Below are 23804 nucleotides of genomic sequence, written 5' to 3' on the forward strand. Positions count from 1 at the left end.
ATGCGCAGGGTCAGGGAGTGACGGAGAAGTTGCGCAGGCTCGGGGTGCCGTCGGGCCACCAGGAGATGGTGGTGATCGAGGCGGGCGCGAGCTCCATCCGATGGATGACGCCCATGTCCGAGCCCAGCGCGAGACGCACCATCAGCTTGATGGGCGTGACGTGGCTGGCCACGACGACCGACTGACCCGCGTACTGGTGCAGGATCCGGTCGCGGGCCGCCTCGACGCGCGTGGCGACCTCGTCGAAGGACTCGCCGCCCGGCGGCGGGACGGCGGTGGACGACAGCCACTTCTCCAGCTCGGCGGGCCAGCGCTTCATGATGTCGCCGAACGAGAAGCCGTCCCACTCGCCGAAGCCGGCCTCGGCGAAGCCCTCCTCGATGGCGACCGGCAGCCCGAGACGCTCGGCCACCTGCGCGGCGGTCTGGCGCGTGCGCTGCAGCGGCGAGGCCACGATGGCGTCCGCTCCCCCGCGCTCGGCGATCCACGCGGCGGCCCGGCGGGCCTGCTCGACGCCCTCGTCGACCAGCGGCGGGTCCTCCCCGCCGGTGCCGCTGAAGAGCTTGCGCTGCGTGTGGGCGGTGACGCCGTGACGCAGCAGGATGAACGTGGTCGGGTCGCCGTGCATCGAGCCGCGCCAGCCCAGCAGCGGATTCCTGCCCTTCGCGTCCAGCGGCGCGTCCGCCTCACGCGGCTCGGTGAACAGCGCGGGGGCCTCGGGCGGCTCGTCGGCCAGCTGCACCGGCTCGCGGGACTCGAGGGTGGAGACGCGGCCCGGGCGGCCCGCCTTCTCGGCGTCGAGCGCGGCATTGGCGAGGCTGTCCGCACGGGCGTTCTTCGCGCGCGGCACCCAGGTCCACGTGACCGGGCCGAGGTCGCGGACGATCGTCTGCGCCTGCATCGCCAGCGGCTTCATGTCGGGGTGCTTGATCTTCCAGCGCCCCGCCATCTGCTCGATGACGAGCTTGGAGTCCATGCGGACCTCGAGCGGCTCGCCGGCGGCGTGCTCACGCGCGAGCTCGAGGGCGCCGATCAGGCCGCGGTACTCCGCGACGTTGTTCGTCGCGATGCCGATCGTCTCGCCGCGGTCGGCGACGAGCACGCCGTCGCGCAGCAGCGCCGACCCGTAGGCGGCCGGCCCCGGATTGCCGCGCGATCCTCCGTCGGCCTCGGCGACCCAGCCCATCAGACGCCGGACTCGGAGCTGCGGACGAGGATGCGGCTGCACTCGGGGCAGCGCAGCACGGTGTCCTCGGGCTCGGCGGCCAGCTCGCGCAGGTCGGCGCCGTTGATCTCCAGGTGGCAGCCCTGGCAGCGACGTGCGCGCAGCGCGGCGGCGCCGAGGCCACCGTGGTTCGCGGCGACCTTCTGGTAGAGCGCGAAGAGGTCCTCGGGCACGTTCGGCCGGATCGACTCGCGGGCCGCGGACGCCTCCGACGCCTCTGCATCGAGCGCGGCGATCTTCTCGTCGCGTGCGGCGACGAGCGCGTCGCGCGCGGCGGTCTCGGCGTCGAGCGCGGCGACGGCCTCATCCAGCTCGGCCTGCGCGGCCTCGAGCTGCTCCATGACCTCGAGCTCCTCGTCCTCCAGCGTGGAGATCCGGCGGGCCAGGGCCTCGAGCTCGCTCTGCAGGCTGGACAGGTCCTTCGGGTTGGTGATGGCGCCGGAGGCCATGCGGTCCTCGTCGCGCGTGCGCCGCGCCTTGACCTGCTCCACCTCGACGTCGGCCTTCGCCTGCGCCCGCTCGAGGTCGGACACGCGGGTCTGCGCGGCCACCCGGCGGGACTCGATCTCGCGCAGGCGCGCGTCGGACGCGGCGATCTCGGCGTGCTCGGGCAGGGTGTTGCGGCGGTGGGTCAGCTGCGCGAGCGCCGAGTCCTTCTCCTGCAGGTCCAGCAACGCCTGCTGGGCGACCGGTTCAGCCTTCACGTGCGACTCCTCATGACAATGTCCGGCTCCAGGGATCGGTGCCGATCGTGGAGACGTGGGTCTTCACCGTATCGCCCAACTCCTCGCGGACGGCCGCCGCCACGGTCGGCAGCCAGGTCCACTCGGCGGCCCAGTGCGGCACGTCGACGACGGCACACGCACCGGGGCGCTCGAGGTGCTCGCTGACGGGGTGGTGGCGCAGGTCGGACGTGACGTAGACGTCGGCTCCGGCGGCCTGCGCCGCGCCCAGCAGGAAGTCGCCCGAGCCGCCGCACAGGGCCACGGTCTCGACGCGCCGGTCGAGGTCGCCGGCGATGCGCGTGGCGCCCGCGTGCGCCGGGAGGCTGGTCCGGACGTGCTCCGCGAACTCGCCCAGCGTCATCGGCTGCGGCAGGCGACCGATGCGACCCGAGCCGCGCTCGCTCGGTCGCGCGGCGAGCGGCCAGAGGTCGTAGGCCGTCTCCTCGTACGGGTGGGCGTCGATCATCGCGGCGCGCACCGCCTCGCGGATCCCACGGTCGGCGACGACCTCGACGCGGGTCTCCTCGACCCACTCGACCTCCCCCACCGACCCGATGGCCGGGTCGGCGCCGTCGAGGGGGCGGAACGAGCCGCGGCCGGGGCTCTGGAACTGCGCCCGGTCGTAGTCGCCGAGACGACCCGCGCCCGCGTCGTGCATCGCGCCGACGACGCGATCGGCATCGTCACGCGGCACGTAGACGACCCACTTGTCGAGTGGCGGCTCCGCGTCGGTCTCGAGCGGCCGCACGTCGGTGAGGCCGAGTGCGAGGGCCATCGACTCGCTGACGCCGCGCGGCGCGCAGTCGGCGTTCGTGTGGCACGTGTGCAGCGCGATCCCGTTCGCGATGAGCGTGTGCACGACCCGCCCCTTCGGCGTGGTCGCGGCCACCGACGTGACGCCCTTGAGGTACAGCGGATGGTGCGTGACGACGAGCTGGGCGCCCCGCTCGACCGCCTCGTCGACGACGGCCTGGACCGGGTCGACGGCGAACAGGATCGAGGAGACCTCTGCGTCGGGGTCTCCCACGACCGTGCCCACGGCGTCCCAGTCGTCGGCCCACCGGGGGTCGTAGAGGCCGTCCAGGACGGCGATGACGTCACGCAGCGATGGCATGGGGCGAGTCTGTCACGGCCGTCCGTCAGGCCTGGAAGACCTGGAAGTTCGCCGGCATGCCCGGCTCGATCTCGGTCTCGGGCTCCTTCGTGGTCCACCCGCGGTCGACCGCGCCGGGCGTCTGGGCGATGTCGCCGAACCTCATCGGGAGTCCGGCCGCCCGCAGCGGCTGCGCGCGGTCCATCAGCTGGAAGTGCAGGTGGGGCTCGGACGTGTTGCCCGAGTTGCCCACCTGTCCCAGCACGTCGCCCGCGGCGACCCGGTCGCCGACGCGCACCGTCGCGGTGCCCCGCCTCACGTGCGCGTAGAGGGCGTAGGTCCCGTCGCCGTGGTCGACGACCACGCGGTTGCCGATCACCGCGCCGGGTCCGCCGAGGTCGCGCAGGCCGTCGATCACCATCATGTACGCGAAGGCGAGCCACGAGGTGCGCGACAGGTGGTCGCGGCGGCCGTCGACGACCCTCACCACGGTGCCGTCGGCGACGGCGTGGATCGGCTCGCCGAACGAGCTGAACTCCTCGGGCCTCTCGAAGCCTCCGAACACGGGGTACTCGGCCTTCGTCCCCTCGGGGCGCGGATGGATCAGGTCGACGGCATGGGACTGGCCGTAGCCCCGGACCCCGTGACTGGGCACCGACGACGCCGGACTGTGCACCACGGTCCATGTGCCGCGGACGGGACTGGCCACCTGCAGGGGCTCACGGTGGTCCTGCTTCGGTGGCCGCACGAGGCACAGCGCGAACGACACGAGCACGACCAGGCTCGACAGCCCGATGGGGACGTCGAGCAGCAGACCCGCCGCGATGCCCAGCAGGAACAGCCAGGCCCAGAGCGGGAACAGACTGCTGACGACGCGACGCCACGCTCCGGTCTCGCCCATGTCAGGCCACCGTCGCCAGCGCGAAGGGCAGCACCGCGGGCGCGCCGGCCCGCCTCAGCTCACGTGCCGCGACCGTCACCGTCCACCGGCTGTCGACGAGGTCGTCGACGAGCAGGACCGGTCCGTCCACCCCGCGCAGGCGCGCGGCCAGGTCGGCGCCGACCGCGAACCGTCCCCACACCGACGCCAGCCGGAAGGCGCTGTTGCCACCGGTCTCCGCACGCGGGACGTGGGGGTCGAGGTCGAGCGTGCCCAGCAGCGGCATCCGCCCGAGCCGCGAGATCGTCTCGGCCGCGGACGACACGAGGGTCGGACGCGTGACGGACGGCATCGCGACGACGGCGACGGGTCGCTGCTCCCACGGCCAGTCGCGCAACGCGCGGACGGCGGCGCCGACGAGCGCCTCGGGGATCGGCTGGTCGGGCGCGCCCGCGGCGAACAGCTCGCGCAGCGCACCACCCCAGCCGAGGTCGGTGAGTCGCGCGATGACGCGACCCGTCTCGGCGCGCTCGTCGACCGCGATCCGGCCCTTGACGTCGACGCCGCGGCGGTCGGCCCCGGTGGGCCACTGGCCCCGTGGCTCGATCGGGACGCCGACCCGGTCGAGCGCCTCGGTGGCTCGCCCGACGGTGGCCTCGGGGACGTCCGTCGGGTACCAAGAGCCGGTGCACACGTCGCACCGGCCGCACCGGGTCGCGGACGGGTCGTCGAGGTCGCGCTGGAGCAGCTCCATCCGGCACGTCTCGCCGCGCTCGTACGTGAGCATCGCCTGCTGCTCGTGCTCGCGGGCCACGGCGATCCGCTGGTAGCGCTCGGCATCGTAGGTCCAGGGCTGTCCGGTGGCGATCCAGCCACCGCGCACCTTGCGCACGGCGCCGTCCACGTCGAGCACCTTCAGCAGCAGCTCGAGCTGGGTGCGCTTGACGTCGACGAGGGCCTCCAGCGCGGGCGTGGAGATCGGCTCGGACCCGAGCTGGCCGATGACGCGCTCGGCCCGCTCGGGGTCGGGCATCGAGGCCGTGGCGAAGTAGCGCCAGATCTCGCGGTCCTCGGTGCCCGGGAGCAGCAGCACGTCGGCGCGGTCGGTGGCGCGGCCGGCGCGGCCGACCTGCTGGTAGTACGCCACGGGCGACGACGGGGCGCCGAGGTGGACGACGAAGCCGAGGTCGGGCTTGTCGAAGCCCATCCCGAGCGCGCTGGTGGCCACGAGCGCCTTCACGCGGTTGTCCTTGAGCGCCTGCTCGAGCTCCTCGCGCTCGGACGGATCGGTGCGACCGGTGTAGGCGCGCACCTCGTAGCCGGCCTCGCGCAGGAGCCGCGCGGTGTCCTCGGCCGCGGAGACCGTGAGCGCATAGATGATCCCGCTGCCGGTGAGGTCGCCCAGGTGCGCCACGAGCCAGCCGAGCCGCTGCTTGGCGGTGGGCAGGGTGAGCGAGCCGAGCCGCAGCGAGTCGCGCGCGAGGGAGCCGCGCAGCGTGAGCACGTCGCCGCCCAGCTGCTCGGCGACGTCGGCCACGACCCGCGCGTTCGCCGTGGCCGTGGTGGCCAGCACCGGCACGTGCGAGCCGAGGGACTCGATCACGTGGGCCAACCGACGGTAGTCGGGCCGGAAGTCATGGCCCCAGTCGGAGATGCAGTGCGCCTCGTCGACCACGAGCAGGCCCATCCGGTCGAGCAGCCGCGGCAGCTGCTGCTCGCGGAAGGTGGGGTTGTTCAGCCGCTCGGGCGAGACGAGCAGCACGTCGATCGTGTCGTTCGCCAGGCGCGACTCGATGTCGTCCCACTCCTCGACGGTGGCCGAGTTGATGGCCGCGGCGCGGACGCCCGCACGCTCGGCCGCGGCGACCTGGTCGCGCATCAGCGCCAGCAGCGGCGACACCAGCACCGTGGGCCCGGCGCCTCGCGCGCGCAGCAGCGCCGTGGCCACGAAGTAGACCGCCGACTTGCCCCAGCCCGTGCGCTGGACGACGAGCGCGCGACGCTGCTGGTCGACCAGCGCGGCGATCGCCTCGAGCTGGCCCTCGTGGAAGGTCGCGTCGGGGCGCCCGGTGAGGGCGCGCAGTCGTTCGAGGGCCTCATCGGCCGTGGTCGTGGCGATCGACGTCATGCACCGATCGTGTCAGGCTCCGCCGACAACGCCTCCGGACCGCTGCATCAGCGGCCCGCGGCGGCCAGCGCGACGTCCAGCCAGGACCGCAGCTGGTCGTCGGTCGCGAGCCCCTCGGACCGGACCGAGAGCCACCCGTCGCCCATCACCCGCCCGTTCCGCATCGCGGCCGGCTCCGCGCCGGGCCGGGCGAGCGCCTCCGCCCGCGTCGCCGGGTCGACCCGCACCAGCAGGCTCCCGTCGCGACGTGCGGCCACCGTGAGCGCCTCGTCCACCATGAACGACAGTCCGCCGAACATCGTGACCTCACGCGTGACCCGTCCCGAGAACTGGTCGCGTACCCGGCTCGCCAGCGCGTCCTGAGGCGACTCGGTCATGGCCCGACCCTCCCACGAGGAGGCACGGACGGGAATCCCCGCGACCCCGTGGGCGGCTACGGTCGGGCCGTGACCGACATGAGCCAGTGGCGTGAGGACCTCGACGGCCTCGATCCGACGCAGTGGCCGGAGTACGTGGAGGCGCGATCGGGGCTGCCCGGTCCCCGCGCGAACCTCTCCCTCGTGGGGGTCGTGGCCGAGCGAGCCGACCCCGCCGCCGTCGAGGCGCTGCTCGCCGACGGGCGCGAGTACCCGGCCATGTGCGCGGCCGCCGCCACCGGGCGCCGGTCGTCCGACCCCTCGGTCGAGGCCACCGCCCGCGCGCTCGCCGACGACGAGCGCTGGCGCGTGCGGGAGGGCGTGGCGATCGGCCTCCAGCTGCTCGGCGACACCGACCCGGGCGCGTGGCGCTCGATCGCGTCTCGCTGGGTCGACGACCCGAGTCCGCTCGTCCAGCGCGCCGCCGTCGCCGCGATCTGCGAGCCCCGCCTGCTGCGCACGAGCGAGACCGCTGCCGCCGCCGTCGACGTCTGCGCGCGGGCGACCCGTCACCTCGCGGCACTCCCGGCAGAGGCGGCCCGCCGGCCCGACGCCCGGACCCTGCGCCAGGCGCTGGGCTACGGCTGGAGCGTGGCGGTGGCGGCCGATCCCGGTGTGGGTCTCGGCGCGTTCCTCGCCCTCGACACCGAGCTGCCGGACGTCGCGTGGATCGTCCGGGAGAACCGCCGCAAGAAGCGGCTGTCGACGCTCCTGTAGGCCCGCAGTCGCGGAGCGCCCGATGCCCGGGCGCCCCGCGACTGCACCTCAGGTCAGCCGGAGCGTCGTGACACAGGTGGCGTCCTGGTCGCCCTGCGTCGACACCGGCACGGTCCCCCGGCTGCCCTCGTGCTCCACCGTGAGCGTCCCGCGGATCCCCCGCGGCACCCACAGACCGACGAAGCCGTTGTCGAACGTCGACCGCGTCTCGCTGAGCACGACCTCGCCGTCCGTCGCCGTGAGCTCGACGCGCAGCGGGGTGTTCGCGAGCTCGCCCACGCACGTGGTGAGGCTGTGGAAGTGACACTCGTGTGTGTCCCGGCGGTAGGGCGCGACCGACACGTAGACCTCGTCCCGCGGCATCGGCAGCTCCACCTCCCGCCGCCCGTCGCCGAGCACGAGGACGTCGGGACGCACCGAGGCCGCGAGCCCTTCCGGACGATCCTGGACAGGCATCGCGTCGAGGCGGTCGATGATCTCGCGCGTCGAGAGCCCGTCCAGGTCGTACCGGGCCAGGAACGCCTCCTCGGCGCCGTCGGCCTTCTCGTCGCCGCCGCCCGAGCACGCGGCGATCGCGAGGAGGCACGCGACCAGCAGGACGAGGACGCCTCGCCGCCGCGCGGTCACGACTGCTCCAGGAGGTCGTTCATCCGCTCGATCTCCAGCAGCTGGGTGGCGACGATCGAGCCCGCCAGGCCCACGGCGTCCGGGTGACGCCCGTCGGCGACCTCGCTGCGCGCCATGTCGATCGCGCCCTCGTGATGCTCGATCATCTGCTCGAGGAACAGTCGCGACGCGCGGTCGCCCTCGGCGTCCTCGAGCGCGGCCATGTCCTGCTCGTCCATCATCCCGGCGCCGTGGCCACCGCCGTGCGACGCGTCGGCCGTGGGGGCGTCCCAGTCCGCGAGCCAACCGCGCAGCTGCTCGATCTCGGGGGCCTGGGCCTGCTTGATCTCCTCGGCCAGCGCGCGGACCCGCGGGTCGATCCCGTCCTTGGCGAGGATCAGGTCGCTCATCTCGATCGCCTGCTCGTGGTGCGGGATCATCATCGTCGCGAACATCACGTCCGCCTCGTTGGCGTCCGCTCTCTCGGTCTGCGCGTCCGCGGAGCCGTGACCGCGGTGGTCGGCTCCGGGCTCGCGTGCATCGTCCGAGCAGCCGCCGAGGGTCAGCGCCGCGAGGAGGGCCAGTGCCGCGGGCGCGGCAGTACGTCGTCTCATGTCTTCTCCGTGTTCGTGAGGGTGTCGGCACGCGCCGTCGTCGGCGCGGCTCGGGCAGGAGGCCCCGTGACGGGTGTCATCAGGGGCCCGACCCATCACGTTCGGCTGATGCAGAGGGCGTGGAGCGAGGGTGCTCGGGACAGGACGGGCAGCGCGATGTCGAGCCGCGCGGGCACGGTCCACGGGCGATGGAGCCACGACGGGAGCAGCCGCGGGAGCGCGAGGACCAGCAGGACGAGCAGGAGCGCCAGGACACAGGCCATGGCCATGCCCAGGTGGCCGCCGACGGCGCACTCGACGCAGCTCGTCGGGCTCTCGGCGGCCGGCACGACGGCGTCGGCCGCGAGGTGCTCCCCCACGTCGTGCGCGGCGTGCGCGACGGCGGGAGCCTGCGCGGCGGGGGTCCCGTGGAGGTTGAGCGTGTGCATGCCCAGCAGGCCGACGATCACACCCGCGACGAGCAGTCCACCCAGCAACACGAACCGGATGCGACCCCGGCTCCTCACCGCCTCCACGGACATGCGGCCAGTGTAGGTCGGCACGTCGGTCACGACCGGGGCCGAGCGGTCCGGCGACGGGGTGCGGTGGGCGAAGAGGGGCTCGAACCCCCGACCTTCCGGGTGTAAACCGGATGCTCTGACCAGCTGAGCTATTCGCCCCTCGGCACGAGGACGTGCAGGAGAACGGTAACGCAAGCGACTCGCGTCCCGCCCCGGCACAGAAAAGCCGCGGCGCCAGAGTCTCGGGTCCCCGGCGGCGCGGTAGTTCCATCAAACCAGATCGGCATGGCCGGCGTGAGTGATTTCCACGCGTTGTGGTCTGAAAATTTGCTGTGGGATTACCCCAGTGACGCAAGTGCCTCACGGTAAGCAGAGAGATCACGAGCCTCGCCGATTCCGTTCTCCACCTTCCAGCGCACGATCCCCTCGCGATCGATCACGTAGGTGCCTCGGGCAGCGGCACCGGCCTTCTCCTGGAAGATGCCGTAGGCCTTCGAGACGGCGCCGTGCGGCCAGAAGTCGCTCAACAGGCTGAACTCGTACCCGTCCTGCTCGGCGTAGGCGCGCAGGCTGAACATGTGGTCGCACGAGATCGCCAGGACCTCGGCGTCGACGTCGTTGAAGATCGCGAGGTTGTCGCGGATCTCGCACAGCTCGCCGGTGCAGATCCCGCTGAACGCGAAGGGGTAGAACAGCACGACCACGTTGCGGCCACGCAGGCTCGACAGCGTGACATCCTCGCCGTGCTGGTTCTTGAGGGTGAAGTCCGGTGCGGGCGACCCGATCTCGATGCTCACGGTCACCTCTTGTGCGTGGAGAGCTTGGTGGCGACCCAGTTCGGGCCGACGGCGGACGTCGTGGTGATCGACAGGCCCGCGATGGGGGCGGCCTCACCGATGTCGGCGCCCGAGACGTGTCCCTCGTGACCGACCTTGGGGGTCAGGAGCCAGACGAATCCGCCTTCGGCCACATCCTGCGTCGCGTCGACGAGGGCGTCGGTCAGATCGCCGTCCTCCTCGCGCCACCACAGGATCACGCCATCGACGACCTCGCCGATGTCGCCGTCCACCAGCTCGCTGCCCGTGTGGGACTCGATGGCGGAGCGGAACTCCGCGTCGGTGTCCTCGTCCCAGCCGAGCTCCTGGATGACGGAGTCAGGTTCGAAGCCCAGCTTCCCCGCGTCCACCGCACCTCCTTCTTCCCTACTGTCCAGTAGGGCGTATCGGTTCCTTGCCGGACTCACACTAGCGAACTCCGGGTGGTTTGATGGAAGGGTCCATCCCGACACCCCAGGGAGTGCACCATGGCCTCATCCGGCCCCGACCGCCCCATCATCCACGGCGGCATGCCCACACAGCTGCCCGACGTGGACCCCGACGAGACGCAGGACTGGCTCCGCTCGCTCGACCAGATGGTCGACGAGCGAGGACGCGACCGCGCCCGCTACGTCATGCTGCGCATGCTCGAGAGGTCCCGTGAGCGGGCCGTCGGCATGCCGGCGCTGCGCAGCACCGACTTCATCAACACCATCCCGCCCGAGCGCGAGCCGGAGTTCCCCGGCGACGAGGACATCGAGCGACGCATCCGCTCGTACATCCGCTGGAACGCCGCGGTCATGGTGTCGCGGGCGAACCGCCCCGGCCTCGGCGTGGGCGGCCACATCGCCACCTACCAGTCGGCGGCCAGCCTCTACGAGGTCGGCTTCAACCACTTCTTCCGCGGCAAGGAGCACCCCGGCGGCGGCGACCAGATCTACTACCAGGGCCACGCCGCGCCCGGCATCTACGCCCGGTCCTTCCTCGAGGGCCGCTTCGACGAGTCGGCGCTGAACAACTTCCGCCAGGAGAAGTCCCAGGGCGAGGGCAAGGGCCTCCCGTCCTACCCGCACCCGCGCCTCATGAGCGACTACTGGGAGTTCCCCACGGTCTCGATGGGCCTCGCGGCGATCAACTCGATCTACCAGGCGCGCTTCAACCGCTACCTGGAGAACCGCGGCATCAAGGACACCAGCGAGCAGCACGTCTGGACGTTCCTGGGCGACGGCGAGATGGGCGAGCCCGAGTCCCTCGGCGCGATCGGCCTGGCCGCCCGCGAGCAGCTCGACAACCTCACGTTCGTCGTCAACTGCAACCTGCAGCAGCTCGACGGCCCGGTCCGCGGCAACGGCAAGGTCATCCAGGAGCTCGAGTCCTTCTTCCTGGGCGCCGGCTGGAACGTCATCAAGGTCGTGTGGGGACGCGAGTGGGACGACCTGCTCGCCCGCGACACCACGGGCGCGCTCGTCAACCAGATGAACCGCGTGCCCGACGGCGAGTTCCAGACCCTCTCGATCGAGACGGGAGCGTACAACCGCGAGCACTTCTTCGGTCCCGACCCGGAGCTGGCCAAGATCGTGGAGCACCTCTCGGACGAGGACATCGAGAAGCTCCCGCGCGGCGGTCACGACTACCGCAAGGTCTACGCCGCGTTCGAGTCGGCTCGCAAGCACAAGGGCCAGCCGACCGTGATCCTGGCCCACACCATCAAGGGCTGGCTGCTCGAGTCGTTCATGGCGCGCAACGCGACGCACCAGATGAAGAAGCTGACGAACGACGACCTGAAGACCTTCCGCGACCGGCTGCGGATCCCGATCACCGACGAGCAGATCGACTCCCCCGACGGCGCCCCGTACTACCACCCGGGCGCCGACCACGAGGACATCCGGTACATGCTCGAGCGCCGACGCGAGCTCGGCGGCTCGCTGCCGTCGCGCATCGTGCGGGCCAAGCCGCTCACGCTGCCCGAGGAGGGCGCGTACGCCGACCTGCGCAAGGGCTCGGGCAAGCAGCAGATCGCCACGACGATGGCGTTCGTGCGGCTGCTGCGCGAGTTCATGAAGGACAAGCAGATCGGCCAGCGGATCGTCCCCATCGCGCCGGACGAGTACCGCACGTTCGGCATGGACTCGATGTTCCCGTCGGCGAAGATCTACAGCCCGCACGGCCAGACCTACGAGTCTGTCGACCGCAAGCTGCTGCTGGCGTACAAGGAGAGCGAGCAGGGCCAGCTCCTGCACGAGGGCATCAGCGAGGCCGGCGCGGCCGCTTCGGCGATCGCGGCCGGCAGCGCGTACGCGACGCACGGCGAGCCGATGATCCCGGTCTACCTCTTCTACTCGATGTTCGGCTTCCAGCGCACGGGTGACTCGTTCTGGGCGATGGCCGACCAGCTCTCGCGCGGCTTCCTCGTGGGCGCCACGGCGGGTCGCACGACGCTCACCGGCGAGGGCCTGCAGCACGCCGACGGCCACTCGCCGCTCATCGCGCGTACCAACCCGGCGGTCGTCCACTACGACCCCGCGTACGCGTTCGAGATCGCGCACATCATGCGCGACGGCCTGCGCCGGATGTACGGCGACTCCGACCACGGCGGCAGCAGCTTCGGCGAGGACGTCATCTACTACCTGACGGTCTACAACGAGCCGATCAACCAGCCGGCCGAGCCCGAGGGCGTCGACGTGGAGGGCATCCTCAAGGGCGCCCACCGCTACGCCGCGTCGCCGATCGAGGGCGACGCCCCCGCGCGCATCCTCGCCTCGGGCGTCTCGGTGCCGTGGGCGCTGCAGGCCCAGGCCACGCTGGCCGAGGAGTACGGCGTCGCCGCCGAGGTCTGGTCGGTCACGTCCTGGAACGAGCTGGCCCGCGAGGCCGAGGCCGCGGAGCGGTGGAACTTCAACCACCTCGCCGAGGAGCCCCGGACGCCGTGGATCACGACGAAGCTCGGCGAGGGCGGCCCCACGATCGCCGTCAGCGACTACATGCGCGCCGTTCCCGACCAGATCTCGCGCTGGGTGCCCGGCACGTGGACCTCGCTGGGCGCCGACGGCTTCGGCTTCGCCGACACCCGCGCGGGTGCCCGCCGCTACTTCCAGATCGACGCCGAGTCGATCGTGGTGGCGGTGCTGGCGTCGCTCGGACGCGAGGGTCGGATCGACGCGAAGGTCGCGCAGGAGGCGTTCGACTCGCTGCGGATCGACGATCCCACCGCCGTTGCAGGCGTGAAGCAGGAGGGCGCCGACGCCTGACCCGTTCGGCAGGACGCCTCAGGGTGCTCTCAGTGAGGGCGCCGTAGACTGGTGCGCATGCTCAGACGATGGTGGGACGTGCTGCGCGCGTGGCCGTACACCTTCGGGGTCGCTCTCGCGGCCGGAATCGGCATCACCGCGCTCGTGCTGTCGGCCCAGCTGGGCATCGCGCTGAAGGATCCCGAGGGCTTCCTCGGTCCGGCGTACGTCCGCCTGCCCGTCATGGGCCTGGCGTTCTTCGCCCTGGGCGTCGTGCCGGCCGCGATCCGTCGCGCCGGGTGGCGTCACGCCTTCCGTGGCGCCCGCGAGATCGTGCGCGACGAGTGGACCTGGGGCCGCGTCGCGCACATCGCGACCGGCCTGCTGACGTTCTACATCTGCTACGTCGCCTACCGGAACATCAAGGGCTTCCTGCCCGTCCTGCGCGAGGGCGTCAACTTCGACACGATGCTGTCGCGCTGGGACTACTGGCTGATGTTCGGCAACCACCCCGCCGACGTCATGCACAGCCTGCTGGGCACGGGCATCTCGGCACAGGTGCTGGCCACGGTCTACGTCAGCTACCTCATGCTGATCCCGATCACGCTGGCCGCGTTCCTCGTGCTGAACCGCGACTACACGCTCGGTGCCTGGTACGCCACGGCGCTCTCGCTGAACTGGGTGCTCGGCACCGCCAGCTACTACATCTTCCCCTCGCTGGGCCCGACGTACTCGAACGCGACCCTGTTCGACGACCTGCCCACCACGGGCGTCACCCAGCTGCAGGAGTCGCTGTTCATCAATGCGGCACAGAACTACGAAGACCCCACCGGCGCGCCGATCTGGGGCATCGCCGCGTTCGCCTCGCTGCACGTCTCGGTGACCTTCACCGCGGTCCTGTTCTTCCAGCGCACCGACCAGCCGCGCTACCTGCAGATCACCGCCTGGGTCTACTTCGTCCTCACCGTCATCGCGACGATCTACTTCGGCTGGCACTTCATCGCCGACGACATCGCCGGCGCCTTCATCGGCTGGCTCGCGGTGGCGCTGGGCGGCTGGGCCACCGGCAACGGGTTCTGGCACCAGAGGCACCACAAGCTTCAGCTGACGGCGGAGGGCGACTCCGACCCGGCGTCCGACAGCGACACGCTGGCCAACCCGGCCTGATCGCCGCGGCGCAGCAGCGCGCGCCACTTTCCCCGGTGGTACTGCGCCGGCGCCTGGATCCGGCAAAAGTCGACCACGAGCCGGGCGAACTCCTCGGGGTGGTCCTTGTGCGGGAAGTGCCCGGAGTCCTCGAAGACGTGCACGTGGGAGTTCTCCAGCAGCGGCAGCCGCTGGGCGTGGGCCACGGGGATGACGCGGTCGTCGCGTCCCCAGACCACCAGCAGCGGCATCAGCCGGGTCAGGTAGGCGCGGTCGGCCATCGTGACGAACTGGCCGTTCATGTCGAGCACGGTGCGGGTGAGACGGCGGATCGCCAGGGTCGTGGCGGGGTCGGCGAGCCGCTCGTAGATCGCGGCCACCTCGTCGAGGTCGCGCGCCGCCGGGACGCGTGAGAGCGCTCGCAGGGCGCCGCTGGCGACCCCGCGCCACGGCTTGAGCGTGGCCAGGCGCATGCCCAGCCCGACGCCCGGCAGCGTGAGGGCGCGGATCAGCGGCGTGACCTCGGGGCCCAGTCCCCCGCTGGAGACCAGGACGACCCGTTCGGTGCGTTCGGGGAACTGGTAGGCGAACTGCATCGCGACGCCGCCGCCGAAGCTGTGACCGGCGACCGTGACCTTGTCGATGCCCAGGATCGTCAGCAGGTCGCGCATGCCGTTGGCGAAGCCGCCGAGCGAGTAGTCGGCGTTGGGCTTGTCGGACTCGCCGTGGCCGAGGAGGTCGGGCGCGATGACGGTGAAGTGCTCGGCGAGCAGGTCCATCACCGGGAACCAGGTGCTGGAGTCGCAGGCCATCCCGTGCAGGAGCAGCAGCGGCGGGCCCGATCCGCGCATCCGATACGCGCGGCGGTAGCCGTGGACCACGACGTAGTCGACGTCGTCCACCGCTCCGCGCTCGGGGGGCCGCACCATTCGCTCATCGTAGGTCAGGTCGTCGCGGGATTCTCGGAGAAGCCCCGTAGACTTCCGGCTGTGACGTCTCGACCTGACCTGCGCCATCCGGCCGCGCGCGCCTTCGGCTGGCTCGCGCTCATCGGCGTGGCGCTGGGCGTCGGGATCGGACTGTTCTCCGCCGGCGCGCTGACCGCCACGGGCGTCACCTCGGCCGACCTGCCGCCGCTCGCGGCTCCCACGACCGCGCCCACCACGGCGCCGACGCCGACCCCCACCCCGACGCCCGAGCCCGAGCCCGAGGACAAGGGCCCCCAGCCCAAGCTGACGCCCGTCCCGGGCAACCGCGCCGCCCCCGGCGAGCGCTTCGACATCGTCGGCGTGCTGCCGTCGGCCGACAAGGGCGCGCAGCTGCAGATCCAGGTCAAGGACGGCGACGGGCCGTGGGACGACTTCCCCGTCACCGTCGCGGCCACCGACGGCGGTCGCTTCGAGACGAAGATCTACACGTCGCGCACCGGCGAGCGGAAGTTCCGCGTCACCGACAAGGCGTCGGGCGACTCCACGCCCGACATCACCGTCACGATCGGCTGAGCCGGGTCAGATCACCGGGTCAGATCACCTGGTGCAGCCAGCGCACGGGAGCGCCCTCGCCCGCCTGACGGAAGGGCTCGAGCTCGGCGTCCCACTTGACGCCCAGCAGGCCGTCGAGGGCCTCGTCCATCGTGATGTCGCCCTGGGCGGCCTTGACGCGGAACGCCTTGATGCGGTCCTCGGGGATGAGCACGTCGCCGTGCAGGCCGGTCATGGCGTGGAAGATGCCCAGGCTGGGCGTGAAGGAGTAGCGGGCGCCCTCGCTGGTGGCGGTGGGCTCCTCGGTGATCTCGAAGCGGAGCAGGTCCCAGCCGCGCAGCACGGACGTGAGCGCCGCGGCGGTGCCCGACGGGGCCTGCCACGACAGCTCGGCGCGGTAGGTGCCCGGCTCGGCGGGCTGCGGGGTCCATGCGAGGTCGACCTTGCCGCCCAGCACGCCGGCCGCTGCCCACTCGATGTGGGCGCACAGAGCCGAGGGTGAAGAGTGCACGAAAAGGACACCCCGCGTCATCGGGGTGCCGGTCCGGACCGTATTCACCGTGTTCATCGGTACCTCCCTAGGTGCGCCTTCCCCAGCGATCTCGGGTGATACCTGTCCCCATTGTGACCCATCCCGAGCACTTCCGACAAGCGTTGCCCCGACGAGCGCCTCACGACGCCCCACCCGCGACCTGTCGGACGTCGGGGACTCCCGCGGAGCGCAGCAGGTCGACGATCTCACGGTCGTCCTCCCACGCCTCCACCACGGTCAGCCCGTCCGAGGAGATGTCTCGTAGCAGCTCGGTCTTGACCACGGCGGCGGGCCGGTAGTCGGCGGCCAGGCGCATGTAGAGGCCGTCCTGGGCGATGCCGTGCCGGTCGAGCCAGTCGAGCGTCAGGTCACGCCACAGGAACTCCCGGCCCGTCCACAGGACGATCGCCAGACCTCTGCCCCGCGCCTCGTCCAGCGCGGCGTGCACGTCGGCGCGGGTGGGCGCGTCGGCCGACGCCGCGTGGAAGGCGCGGTAGTCGGCGTCGGGCCCGGTCACGAGGTGCTCGATCTGCGAGGTGTCGCACAGCGTGCCGTCGAGATCGAACAGAGCGGCCTCACGGGTCATGGGGCCATCCTGTCAGCGGCGGTCAGCGCACCGGAGCCGCCGCACGGGGTCGCCCCGGATTCTCCGTCGGTCGCCGGTCGCCCTGCCGCAGGCGGCGGGCACGGGCGCGGAGGTCGACCCAGGTCGAATCGCGGACGAAGAGCAGGTCCAGCCCGATCATCGCCAACGAGAAGGGCCACAGCCCCATCAGCGTGGCGACGCCGAGGTGCATCAGGACCAGCGTGACGAGCACGACGATGCGGGTCGGCCGCCACAGGACGGCGAGCGGGAACAGCGTCTGCGCCCACAGTGCCACGAACGTGGCCAGCCCGATCGCCAGGGACGACTGCCACAGCAGCTCGTTCGCGATCGGCTGCACGGCGAAGGCGTCCAGGCGCAGGGCGTAGAAGAGGGCCGTCCCGTCGAGCCACTCCCCTCCCGACAGCTTCCAGAAGCCCGACACGACGTACACGACGAGAATCTGGAACCAGCAGAGCACGAGGCCGACGTTGTGGGCGGCGTTCGCGACGTGGGCCGGCACCCGGCGTCGCCGCGCGCGGCCACGCCGCAGCAGCGCGTCGACCGAGAGGTGGGCGTCGAGATTCGCGAACAGCATGAACAGCAGGGCGAGCCGGATGAGCGTGTCCCCGCCGTTGAGCACGTAGGGGTTGTTCGCCTGCAGCGACACCAGCAGCACCAGCATGACCGGGAGGACGATCCGCGTCCGCAGGCCGATCGTGAAGAGCACCGCCAGGACGACGAGGCCGAAGAAGGCGACCTCGAACAGCAACGGCGAGTCCTTCGGCACCAGGACGTCGAACGTGGCGAAGCCCCGCCGTCTGGCCTCGGGGTCCACCCAGAAGGAGGCGTCGCCCCACAGCAGCTCGCGATCCCGGGCGCTGGGCACGAGAGTCAGCAGGATCGCGACGCCGAGCAGGATCCGCAGGAGCGCGAAGCTCCGCAGGTGGTGCTGGGCCGAGGTCAGCCAGGTCAGCAGGCCGTCGACGCGGGACTGCAGGGTCGTCATGCGGCCTCCTGGAAGACCCAGCCGGCACCGTGCCGCCGAATCAGGTCGCGGTACGCCTCGACGACGCGGGGCTCGACGCTCACGTTCGCCCGGCGCCAGCCGAACGTGGTGGTCGCGGTGCGGAACTGCTGCCGCTCCACGAACCGGTTGGCGAAGTCGTTCGGACGCTGTCGCACCACGCGCCACTGGACGTGCTCGATGGGCCGCCCGAATCCCGCCGTGGCGTACATCGTGGCGTTCCGCATCATCATGTAGTCCATCCGCAGGAAGCGGATGACGTCCGGGTCGCCTGCCCCGAGCCGATCGATGAGCTCAGCGTCGGGCACGGCGCGGGACCCGGCCCCGTCGCCCTCGACGAAGGAGTCCCGGGCGGTCTCGCGCTGGACCTCGTCCAGGGCCTGGTAGCGCTGCAGATACGTGCTGGAGGCGTTCCAGCTGCTCTTCGCGATGCGCGACGGCACCACGTGGCCCCTTACGGCCCGCAGCTCGATGTCGGTGACGGACACCCAGTCCGAGCGCACGAGGTCCCCGGAGTCGTCGCGCCACTGGGCGCGGATCTCGAGGGTGCGGTTGGTCTTGAGGATGTCCGGCGCGAACACGCGCCAGTTCTGGCCGAAGTACGGCAGGACGAGGGACCGCACCTGCTCGCGCAGGGGCGTGCCCTCGGGTGCCACGACCAGGGCGGTCGTCAGCATGACCACCGCAGCGATGATCAGCGCCACGATCCCGGTCCGCCGGACCGGGTCGGCTGCCTTGGCTGACTTCACGAGGGCTCCTGGAGGCGGGGTGTGCGGGGTGAGTGGACGGGCCGGGAGCGCCTGGGAAACGCTCCCGACCCGTCACCACGGGTGGCCGATCAGGCCTTTCCGCGTCGGCGCGACAGCACCATCGCGGTGACACCCAGCGCGACGAGGATGATCGCGCCTGCCACGGAGAGCAGCGAGGAAGTACTGCCCGTGGCCGCCAGGGTGCCCGTGCCGTCGACGCCGTTGCCGCCTGCGCCGTCGAGCGCGTCGGTGCTGTCGACGTCGTTCTCGAGCGCGTCGGCGCCCAGGGCGTCGTCCGCGTCTGCTCCGGCGTCCGTCGCGTCGGCGTCCGTGGCATCCGCGTCGGCGCTCACGTCGGCGTCGGCCCCGGCATCGGTCGCGTCCGTCGCGCCGGCGTCGGTCGCGTCCGTCGCGCCGGCGTCGGTCGCGTCCGTCGCCCCGGCGTCAGTTGCATCCGTCGCATCGGTCGCATCCGTCGCGTCGGTCGCGTCGGTCGCGTCGGTCGCGTCAGTGGCGTCGGTCGCATCCGTCGCATCGGTCGCATCCGTCGCGTCGGTCGCGTCGGTCGCGTCGGTCGCGTCAGTGGCGTCGGTCGCATCCGTCGCATCCGTCGCATCGGTGGCGTCCGTGGCATCCGTCGCGTCCGCATCGACCGCGTCGGTCGCGTCCGTGGCATCCGTCGCGTCCGTGGCATCCGTCGCGTCGGTCGCATCCGTCGCGTCGGTGGCGTCCGTCGCGTCCGCATCCACCGCGTCCGCGTCCACCGCGTCCGCGTCCACGGCATCGACCGCGTCCGCATCGGCATCGGCGTCGACCTCGTCGAGCGCCCGCACGGAGGCCGAGCCGAGCTCGATGTCCACGTCGGCGATCTCCGGGAGCACGCTGATCGACAGGGCGCGGACCGTGAAGCTGCCGGCACCGAGGTCGCCGGTGCCGCTGAACGGCGCGGCCGTCGGCTGCGCATTGATCCGCGCGTCGACGACCTGCTCCAGCAGCGGCTCGAGCGCGTCGTCGAGCAGCTCGGTGACGAGCGGCTCGAGCGCCGTGGTCACGGTCGGCTGGACGTCGGCGAGGACCTCGTCGACGGCCGGCTCCAGCGGGGCACCGAGGTCGCCGACCAGTCCGGTCAGCGCGGTGGTGACCGGCGTCAGGATCCCACCGAGGTCGATGCCCAAGAGCTCGAGGCCGCTGACGTCGACCGTCGGCTCGGCGGCGCCGGCCTCACCGAGGAACCCACCGAGGGTGCCGTTGATCGAGACGGGCGCGGTGACGCCCAGCGGCGCCGTGACATCGATGGCGACGTCGAGCTCGGCGTCGTAGACGCCGTCCGTCACCACGTCGACGACCTTGGAGACGAGCGAGTCCGCACCGGGGCCCACGAGGGCGTCGGTGACACCGTCGAGCACCGCGTTCACGACCGGACCGCTGAGGACCTCGGTGTTCGCGGGCAGCTCGTTGAGGTCCTCGACGCCGGCGGCGTCGAGGACGAGCTGCGCGAGGTCCACCGTGATGGTGCCGTCGGCCAGGTTGACCGAGACGGAGCCCTCCGCGTTGGACAGCGGCTCGCTCAGCAGCTCGGTGCGCACGGAGTCGACCACGGACTGCGTGTCGATCGAGACCGCGTCGAGCTCGGCGGAGACGAGCGGCAGGGCGTCGATGGTCTCCACGACGTCGCCGACGGCAGTCTCGACCGCTCCTCCGGTGCCGAGCAGGTCCACGAGCGGCTGCAGCGTCGCGCCCACCGCGGTGTCCACGTCGGTGGTCAGCGCCGCGACGAGCGGGCTGTCCACGTTGAGCTCGAGGTCCGAGACGGCGTACTCGCTCGTCACGGTCGGGCCGTCCTTCGCGGCGCGGGCGCCGAGGGCGCCGATCTCGAGGGAGGCGCCGCTGACGAGCTCCTCGACGGCTTCCGCCCCGATGACCTGGCCCAGCAGTCGCGTGACGTCCAGCTGGGCCGGCTCGAAGTCGCCGCCGGCCGCGGTGTCCACGTTCAGCGAGCCGTCCTCGTTGATGAGGCCCGAGGAGGCGACGGCCTCGGTCGGGCTGGGTGCCGCCGACCGGCTCGAGATCGTGCCGAGGTCGCCGAGGTAGAGCAGGCCGTCCCCGCCCTCGGTCGGCGTGATGAGCGGCAGGCTCACGGTGCCGAGGTTCACGTCGACGAGGCCCTCGAGCACCGTGGCGTCGAGGTCGTCGGTGGTGGGCCCCGGGGCGGTGGCGCTGCTCGCGATCGAGCGCGCAGCCCCAGCGACGTCGAGGCCGAGACCCTCCACGAAGAGGCCGTGGCCATGGGCTGCCGCGTCGCCGGCCACGACGACGTCGTCGGCCAGGGCCGAGCTGAGGAGTGCCGTGGGCGCGATGACCACGGCGGCCGCCGTGCCGATCGCGACGGCGCGGGCACGGGTCAGAAGGCCGCGAGACCTTCGGCTGTGTTCGTTCAAGGTTCCCTCGATTCGCTGCGTCGCCGCACGGAGGCTCCGTGCGGGCCGGTGATGCGTGGAGGCGCCTTCCACCTCCCCCGATTTCTTGGACGTTAGGACCAGTTCCGGTGGGGAGCCACGCAGCTGCGTAGTACCGGGTGTGACGTGCGTTACTACTGAGGTTTGATGGGTACGTACGCAGAGACGTGGCGTGGTCGAGCTCCGTAGCACGGGCGATCCGCGCCGCGAATCTAGGATTCGGCATCGGGGTCCGAGGCCTCTCGGACTCTCTCGGGGACAGCGGAAACGGCGTGATGACAGCGAAAACGGACGGTGTGGAGGACCTGCGGGACCTCGCTCTCTCGATCGTCGACGGTGTGCGTGCAGGCTCCAGCGCCCTCGTCACGGGACCCAGCGGCACCGGCAAGTCCAGCCTGCTGCGGACCGTGCAGGACCGGCTCGACGCCGCGGGCGTCGCGGCCCACGCGCTGCGGGCGGATGCCTGGGCGCCCGACCACGACGAGGCGGACGACGCCACGGCCGTCCTGCTCGTCGACGACCTCGAGAGCGCACCGGAGGACCTGCTGAGCCGACTGTCGGCCCACACCGAGCACGGCGGCCGCGTCGTCGCGATGTTCGAGACCGGACGGCATCCCCGCGCGTACTCCACCCGCGCCCTGCGCACCGTGTACGGATCGCACCCGCTGGGTCACGACGCCACCACGGTCCACCGCACGCACCTGACTCCCCTCGACGACGAGACCATGGCGCGCTTCCTGCACGCCCACGCCGGCGAGGAGCCGCTCGACTCGCACACGCTGCGCGCCATCACCACCCTCGCCCTCGGCCGTCGGGCCTGGGCGATGGACCTGCTGAGCCTCGCGCGGGCGGAGCAGATCCAGGCCGACCCCTTTCCCTCCATCAACCCGCTGCTCGCTCCCGGTGACGCCCCGCTCCCGGCCCTGCAGAGCCTGCGCGCCTCGCTCGCGACGGTCTCCCCCGAGTGCGCCGCCGCCGCCGTGGCGCTGTCGGGCATCGAGCCGCTCGACGAGCTCGGCCTCGGCGCGCTCGTCGACCCGGCGATCGTCGAGACCCTCACCGTCGCCGGGGTCCTCGTGCCGACCGGAGGGTCCCAGCAGCTGGAGGTCCCCGCCTTCGTCGCCATCGCACTGCGCCAGCGGTCCTCGTTCGACCAGGTGGAGCGGTGCCGGCGCGAGATCGCGACGGGCCTGCTGGGGCAGGAGCTCGTCGGCGTCCCCCTGTCCGAGCGCGACACCCTCTACTGCGTCCGCGCGCTTGCGCCGGACGAGGTACTCGACGCGGACCTCTCCGAGGCTCTTCGTCGACTCGTCGTCCGTGCCGTCACCCGGCTGACCACCTTCGGCGAGGCAGCCCAGGTGCGCGCGGCCGTGCTGAGGCTGGCGGCGCACCGGCTCGAGCTGCCGCCGCTGGCGAGAGCGCGCGCCCTCGCCGCGCTCGGCAACGCGAACGAGGCCGTCCGTGTGGTCGACGCCATCACGGACGACGACCCGGACGTCCGTCTCGCCACCCGTTTCGCCCGCAGCGTCCTGCTCGCCGAGACCGCCGAGGCACCGATGCCCGGTGGCACGGACGACGTCCGCGACCAGGATGCCGCGACCGAGCTCGTCCTGCAGTGGTGGAGTCGGACCGAGCCGCTGGGCGACGCCACGCCCCTCGTGCGGGCCGTCGCGGCCCAGCATCCCGACCCGGGTGTCGCCGCGCTGGCCGCCCTCCTGGTGGACCTCGATGCCGTCTGGGCGGGGCTCGTGCCGCCTCACACCTCGACGCTGCACGCGCCGAATCCGCTGCCCGCGGCGACGATGCCGACCTCGCCGGTCCTGAGCGACGTCACGGGCACGATCCTCGTCGCCCAGGCACTCGTGCTGCTGCTGATCGGCGAGGCCTCGGCGCGCCGAGAGCCACTCCTGGAGCTGGCCGCCCGGCTCCCCGACCGAGACCACCACGAGCGGTGGCTGCGCCACGTCGTCGCGTCCAGCACGGCCGCGACGTTCGGCGAGATGGGCCGGGGACTGCGCGAGTGGCAGCTGTTCGCGGGCTCGGTCCCGCGGCTCGTCCCCGCGCGCCTGCGTCACTACGTCGAGCGGGTCGGCGCGGCGCTGGACGCGGTGTCGGACCCCACGCGCGAGCCCGACGACCTCGAGCGGCTGTCCTCGGAGTACCCGTACCGGATCCTGCTGTACTTCGCCGGCCTGCACGGTCCCCTCCAGGCACTGCGCACGGGACTGGAACCGAAGGCCGGCGCACTGCCGCTCATCCGCCTGGCGCGCGCCCACCTCGACGCCACGCACGAGCGCAACCCCGCCCAGCTCACGCGGATCGCGGGGATCTTCCGGGAGTACGACATGTGGCTTCCGAGCGCCTACGCGTTCGGCGACGCTCGTCGGATCTACGTGGGTCGGCGCGCCGTGGGCAAGGCGCAGGCCTGCGACGCCGAGCTCGCGTCCGTCCGCGACGAGATCCACCGGAACGCGCCGTGGCTCTCGGCGGACTCCGCCGTCTCGGACCTGCCGGAGACGCTGACCCCACGCGAGCTCGAGGCCGCCCGGCTGGCCGCCCGCGGCCTGCGCAACCGCGACATCGCCGAGGTGCTCGAGTGCGGTGTGCGCACCGTGGAGTCGCACCTTGCACAGGCTCGCGCCAAGCTCGGCGCGGGCAGTCGCGAGGACCTCGCGCGCCTGCTGCCGCCCGACGAGGACGACTGACCCGCAGCGGCGACGCCACCTGGTGGGGAGGGTGGGGCTCGAACCCACGACCCAAGGATTATGAGTCCTCTGCTCTGACCGGCTGAGCTACCTCCCCCGTCGCGCACGACCCTACAAGTCCGGCTCGTCGGAGCATGAAGAAGGCCCGGTCCTCACTGCGATCGCAGTGAGAACCGGGC

At 72.0% G+C, this 23804-nt stretch carries 22 protein-coding genes and 2 tRNA genes; 5 read left to right on the forward strand and 19 right to left on the reverse strand.

All coding sequences use genetic code 11. The features are described from left to right. Positions 1-10: 10 nt before the first annotated feature. From ACGWYL_RS00190 to ACGWYL_RS00215, 6 genes are read right to left on the reverse strand one after another with little or no spacing between them, the layout of a single operon-like run. A complete protein-coding gene (locus ACGWYL_RS00190) occupies positions 11-1186 on the reverse strand; it encodes a bifunctional RNase H/acid phosphatase (protein WP_395486108.1) in 1176 nt (391 codons plus the stop codon). Next, the gene (locus ACGWYL_RS00195; protein ID WP_179423933.1) at positions 1186-1929 is read right to left on the reverse strand and encodes a zinc ribbon domain-containing protein; all 744 of its coding nucleotides are present in this window, start codon (positions 1927-1929) and stop codon (positions 1186-1188) included. The genes ACGWYL_RS00190 and ACGWYL_RS00195 overlap by 1 nt, the downstream gene beginning before the upstream one ends. A gap of 10 nt (positions 1930-1939) precedes the next feature. After that, positions 1940-3064, reverse strand: a complete 1125-nt coding sequence (locus ACGWYL_RS00200; RefSeq protein WP_395486109.1) for a Nif3-like dinuclear metal center hexameric protein — start codon at positions 3062-3064, stop codon at positions 1940-1942. 25 nt (positions 3065-3089) lie between these two features. Continuing rightward, complete coding sequence (locus tag ACGWYL_RS00205) at positions 3090-3944, reverse strand: M23 family metallopeptidase (RefSeq protein WP_395486110.1); 855 nt, start codon at positions 3942-3944, stop codon at positions 3090-3092. A 1-nt stretch (position 3945) separates the two neighbouring features. Then, positions 3946-6051, reverse strand: coding sequence for a DEAD/DEAH box helicase (locus ACGWYL_RS00210; protein WP_395486111.1), 2106 nt, complete (start codon positions 6049-6051; stop codon positions 3946-3948). Positions 6052-6098: 47 nt separating this feature from the next. Next, on the reverse strand, positions 6099-6428 hold the full coding sequence (locus tag ACGWYL_RS00215) for a TfoX/Sxy family protein (RefSeq protein WP_395486112.1): 330 nt from the start codon (positions 6426-6428) through the stop codon (positions 6099-6101). Between the two features lie 78 nt (positions 6429-6506). On the opposite strand from ACGWYL_RS00215, the gene ACGWYL_RS00220 reads away from it, so the two are divergent. After that, positions 6507-7184: a HEAT repeat domain-containing protein gene (locus tag ACGWYL_RS00220; RefSeq protein WP_395487225.1), complete on the forward strand. Its 678-nt coding sequence runs from the start codon at positions 6507-6509 to the stop codon at positions 7182-7184. A 48-nt stretch (positions 7185-7232) separates the two neighbouring features. Here ACGWYL_RS00220 and ACGWYL_RS00225 read toward each other — a convergent pair whose 3' ends face one another. From ACGWYL_RS00225 to ACGWYL_RS00250, 6 genes are all read right to left on the reverse strand, one after another. Next, the gene (locus ACGWYL_RS00225; protein WP_395486113.1) at positions 7233-7811 is read right to left on the reverse strand and encodes a CueP family metal-binding protein; all 579 of its coding nucleotides are present in this window, start codon (positions 7809-7811) and stop codon (positions 7233-7235) included. Further along, complete coding sequence (locus ACGWYL_RS00230; RefSeq protein ID WP_179423919.1) at positions 7808-8404, reverse strand: DUF305 domain-containing protein; 597 nt, start codon at positions 8402-8404, stop codon at positions 7808-7810. Before ACGWYL_RS00230 ends, ACGWYL_RS00225 begins: the two co-directional genes overlap by 4 nt. Before the next feature lie 95 nt (positions 8405-8499). Beyond that, on the reverse strand, positions 8500-8925 hold the full coding sequence (locus tag ACGWYL_RS00235; RefSeq protein ID WP_269302848.1) for a DUF6153 family protein: 426 nt from the start codon (positions 8923-8925) through the stop codon (positions 8500-8502). A 64-nt stretch (positions 8926-8989) separates the two neighbouring features. Next, positions 8990-9063, reverse strand: a tRNA-Val gene (locus ACGWYL_RS00240). 179 nt (positions 9064-9242) lie between these two features. Continuing rightward, positions 9243-9701 (reverse strand): peroxiredoxin, encoded by a 459-nt coding sequence (locus tag ACGWYL_RS00245; protein ID WP_269302850.1) that lies wholly within the window; start codon positions 9699-9701, stop codon positions 9243-9245. Between the two features lie 2 nt (positions 9702-9703). Next, positions 9704-10090: a DUF3052 domain-containing protein gene (locus ACGWYL_RS00250; RefSeq protein ID WP_179423914.1), complete on the reverse strand. Its 387-nt coding sequence runs from the start codon at positions 10088-10090 to the stop codon at positions 9704-9706. Between the two features lie 117 nt (positions 10091-10207). Between ACGWYL_RS00250 and aceE the strand changes: the two genes are divergently transcribed. Beyond that, positions 10208-12967 (forward strand): pyruvate dehydrogenase (acetyl-transferring), homodimeric type, encoded by a 2760-nt coding sequence (gene aceE / locus ACGWYL_RS00255; protein ID WP_179423912.1) that lies wholly within the window; start codon positions 10208-10210, stop codon positions 12965-12967. Positions 12968-13024: 57 nt separating this feature from the next. Further along, a complete protein-coding gene (locus ACGWYL_RS00260) occupies positions 13025-14113 on the forward strand; it encodes a phosphatase PAP2 family protein (protein WP_223302965.1) in 1089 nt (362 codons plus the stop codon). On the opposite strand, the gene ACGWYL_RS00265 is transcribed toward ACGWYL_RS00260, so the two are convergent. Continuing rightward, a complete protein-coding gene (locus ACGWYL_RS00265; RefSeq protein WP_179423910.1) occupies positions 14047-15021 on the reverse strand; it encodes an alpha/beta fold hydrolase in 975 nt (324 codons plus the stop codon). The two genes, ACGWYL_RS00260 and ACGWYL_RS00265, sit on opposite strands and share 67 nt — an antisense overlap. Positions 15022-15081: 60 nt before the next feature. Between ACGWYL_RS00265 and ACGWYL_RS00270 the strand changes: the two genes are divergently transcribed. After that, on the forward strand, positions 15082-15594 hold the full coding sequence (locus ACGWYL_RS00270) for a hypothetical protein (RefSeq protein WP_395486114.1): 513 nt from the start codon (positions 15082-15084) through the stop codon (positions 15592-15594). A gap of 19 nt (positions 15595-15613) precedes the next feature. On the opposite strand, the gene ACGWYL_RS00275 is transcribed toward ACGWYL_RS00270, so the two are convergent. The 5 genes from ACGWYL_RS00275 to ACGWYL_RS00295 all read right to left on the reverse strand — a co-directional run bounded on the left by ACGWYL_RS00275 (position 15614) and on the right by ACGWYL_RS00295 (position 20902). Then, positions 15614-16105, reverse strand: a complete 492-nt coding sequence (locus ACGWYL_RS00275; RefSeq protein WP_395487226.1) for a DUF3145 domain-containing protein — start codon at positions 16103-16105, stop codon at positions 15614-15616. 139 nt (positions 16106-16244) lie between these two features. Beyond that, on the reverse strand, positions 16245-16691 hold the full coding sequence (locus ACGWYL_RS00280) for an HAD family acid phosphatase (protein WP_395486115.1): 447 nt from the start codon (positions 16689-16691) through the stop codon (positions 16245-16247). A 22-nt stretch (positions 16692-16713) separates the two neighbouring features. After that, positions 16714-17697 (reverse strand): HTTM domain-containing protein, encoded by a 984-nt coding sequence (locus tag ACGWYL_RS00285; protein WP_395486116.1) that lies wholly within the window; start codon positions 17695-17697, stop codon positions 16714-16716. Then, positions 17694-18464: a DUF5819 family protein gene (locus ACGWYL_RS00290; protein ID WP_179423902.1), complete on the reverse strand. Its 771-nt coding sequence runs from the start codon at positions 18462-18464 to the stop codon at positions 17694-17696. The genes ACGWYL_RS00285 and ACGWYL_RS00290 overlap by 4 nt, the downstream gene beginning before the upstream one ends. A gap of 89 nt (positions 18465-18553) precedes the next feature. Next, on the reverse strand, positions 18554-20902 hold the full coding sequence (locus tag ACGWYL_RS00295) for a choice-of-anchor G family protein (RefSeq protein WP_395486117.1): 2349 nt from the start codon (positions 20900-20902) through the stop codon (positions 18554-18556). 314 nt (positions 20903-21216) lie between these two features. Between ACGWYL_RS00295 and ACGWYL_RS00300 the strand changes: the two genes are divergently transcribed. Continuing rightward, positions 21217-23625, forward strand: a complete 2409-nt coding sequence (locus ACGWYL_RS00300; RefSeq protein WP_395486118.1) for a LuxR C-terminal-related transcriptional regulator — start codon at positions 21217-21219, stop codon at positions 23623-23625. A 20-nt stretch (positions 23626-23645) separates the two neighbouring features. On the opposite strand, the gene ACGWYL_RS00305 is transcribed toward ACGWYL_RS00300, so the two are convergent. Next, a tRNA-Met gene (locus tag ACGWYL_RS00305) sits at positions 23646-23722 on the reverse strand. Positions 23723-23804: the final 82 nt, after the last annotated feature.

It is taken from the genome of Aeromicrobium sp. JJY06 (assembly GCF_044069275.1).
Taxonomy (GTDB): domain Bacteria; phylum Actinomycetota; class Actinomycetes; order Propionibacteriales; family Nocardioidaceae; genus Aeromicrobium; species Aeromicrobium tamlense.

Coding starts and splice junctions, on each gene's coding strand:
- ACGWYL_RS00260 (WP_223302965.1), top strand. CDS start 13,025: ATGCTCAGACGATGGTGGGACGTGCTGCGCGCGTGGCCGTACACCTTC.
- ACGWYL_RS00285 (WP_395486116.1), bottom strand. CDS start 17,697: ATGACGACCCTGCAGTCCCGCGTCGACGGCCTGCTGACCTGGCTGACC.
- ACGWYL_RS00205 (WP_395486110.1), bottom strand. CDS start 3,944: ATGGGCGAGACCGGAGCGTGGCGTCGCGTCGTCAGCAGTCTGTTCCCG.
- ACGWYL_RS00210 (WP_395486111.1), bottom strand. CDS start 6,051: ATGACGTCGATCGCCACGACCACGGCCGATGAGGCCCTCGAACGACTG.
- ACGWYL_RS00215 (WP_395486112.1), bottom strand. CDS start 6,428: ATGACCGAGTCGCCTCAGGACGCGCTGGCGAGCCGGGTACGCGACCAG.
- ACGWYL_RS00280 (WP_395486115.1), bottom strand. CDS start 16,691: ATGACCCGTGAGGCCGCTCTGTTCGATCTCGACGGCACGCTGTGCGAC.
- ACGWYL_RS00230 (WP_179423919.1), bottom strand. CDS start 8,404: ATGAGACGACGTACTGCCGCGCCCGCGGCACTGGCCCTCCTCGCGGCG.
- ACGWYL_RS00200 (WP_395486109.1), bottom strand. CDS start 3,064: ATGCCATCGCTGCGTGACGTCATCGCCGTCCTGGACGGCCTCTACGAC.
- ACGWYL_RS00190 (WP_395486108.1), bottom strand. CDS start 1,186: ATGGGCTGGGTCGCCGAGGCCGACGGAGGATCGCGCGGCAATCCGGGG.
- ACGWYL_RS00235 (WP_269302848.1), bottom strand. CDS start 8,925: ATGTCCGTGGAGGCGGTGAGGAGCCGGGGTCGCATCCGGTTCGTGTTG.
- ACGWYL_RS00265 (WP_179423910.1), bottom strand. CDS start 15,021: ATGGTGCGGCCCCCCGAGCGCGGAGCGGTGGACGACGTCGACTACGTC.
- ACGWYL_RS00220 (WP_395487225.1), top strand. CDS start 6,507: ATGAGCCAGTGGCGTGAGGACCTCGACGGCCTCGATCCGACGCAGTGG.
- ACGWYL_RS00275 (WP_395487226.1), bottom strand. CDS start 16,105: ATGACGCGGGGTGTCCTTTTCGTGCACTCTTCACCCTCGGCTCTGTGC.
- aceE (WP_179423912.1), top strand. CDS start 10,208: ATGGCCTCATCCGGCCCCGACCGCCCCATCATCCACGGCGGCATGCCC.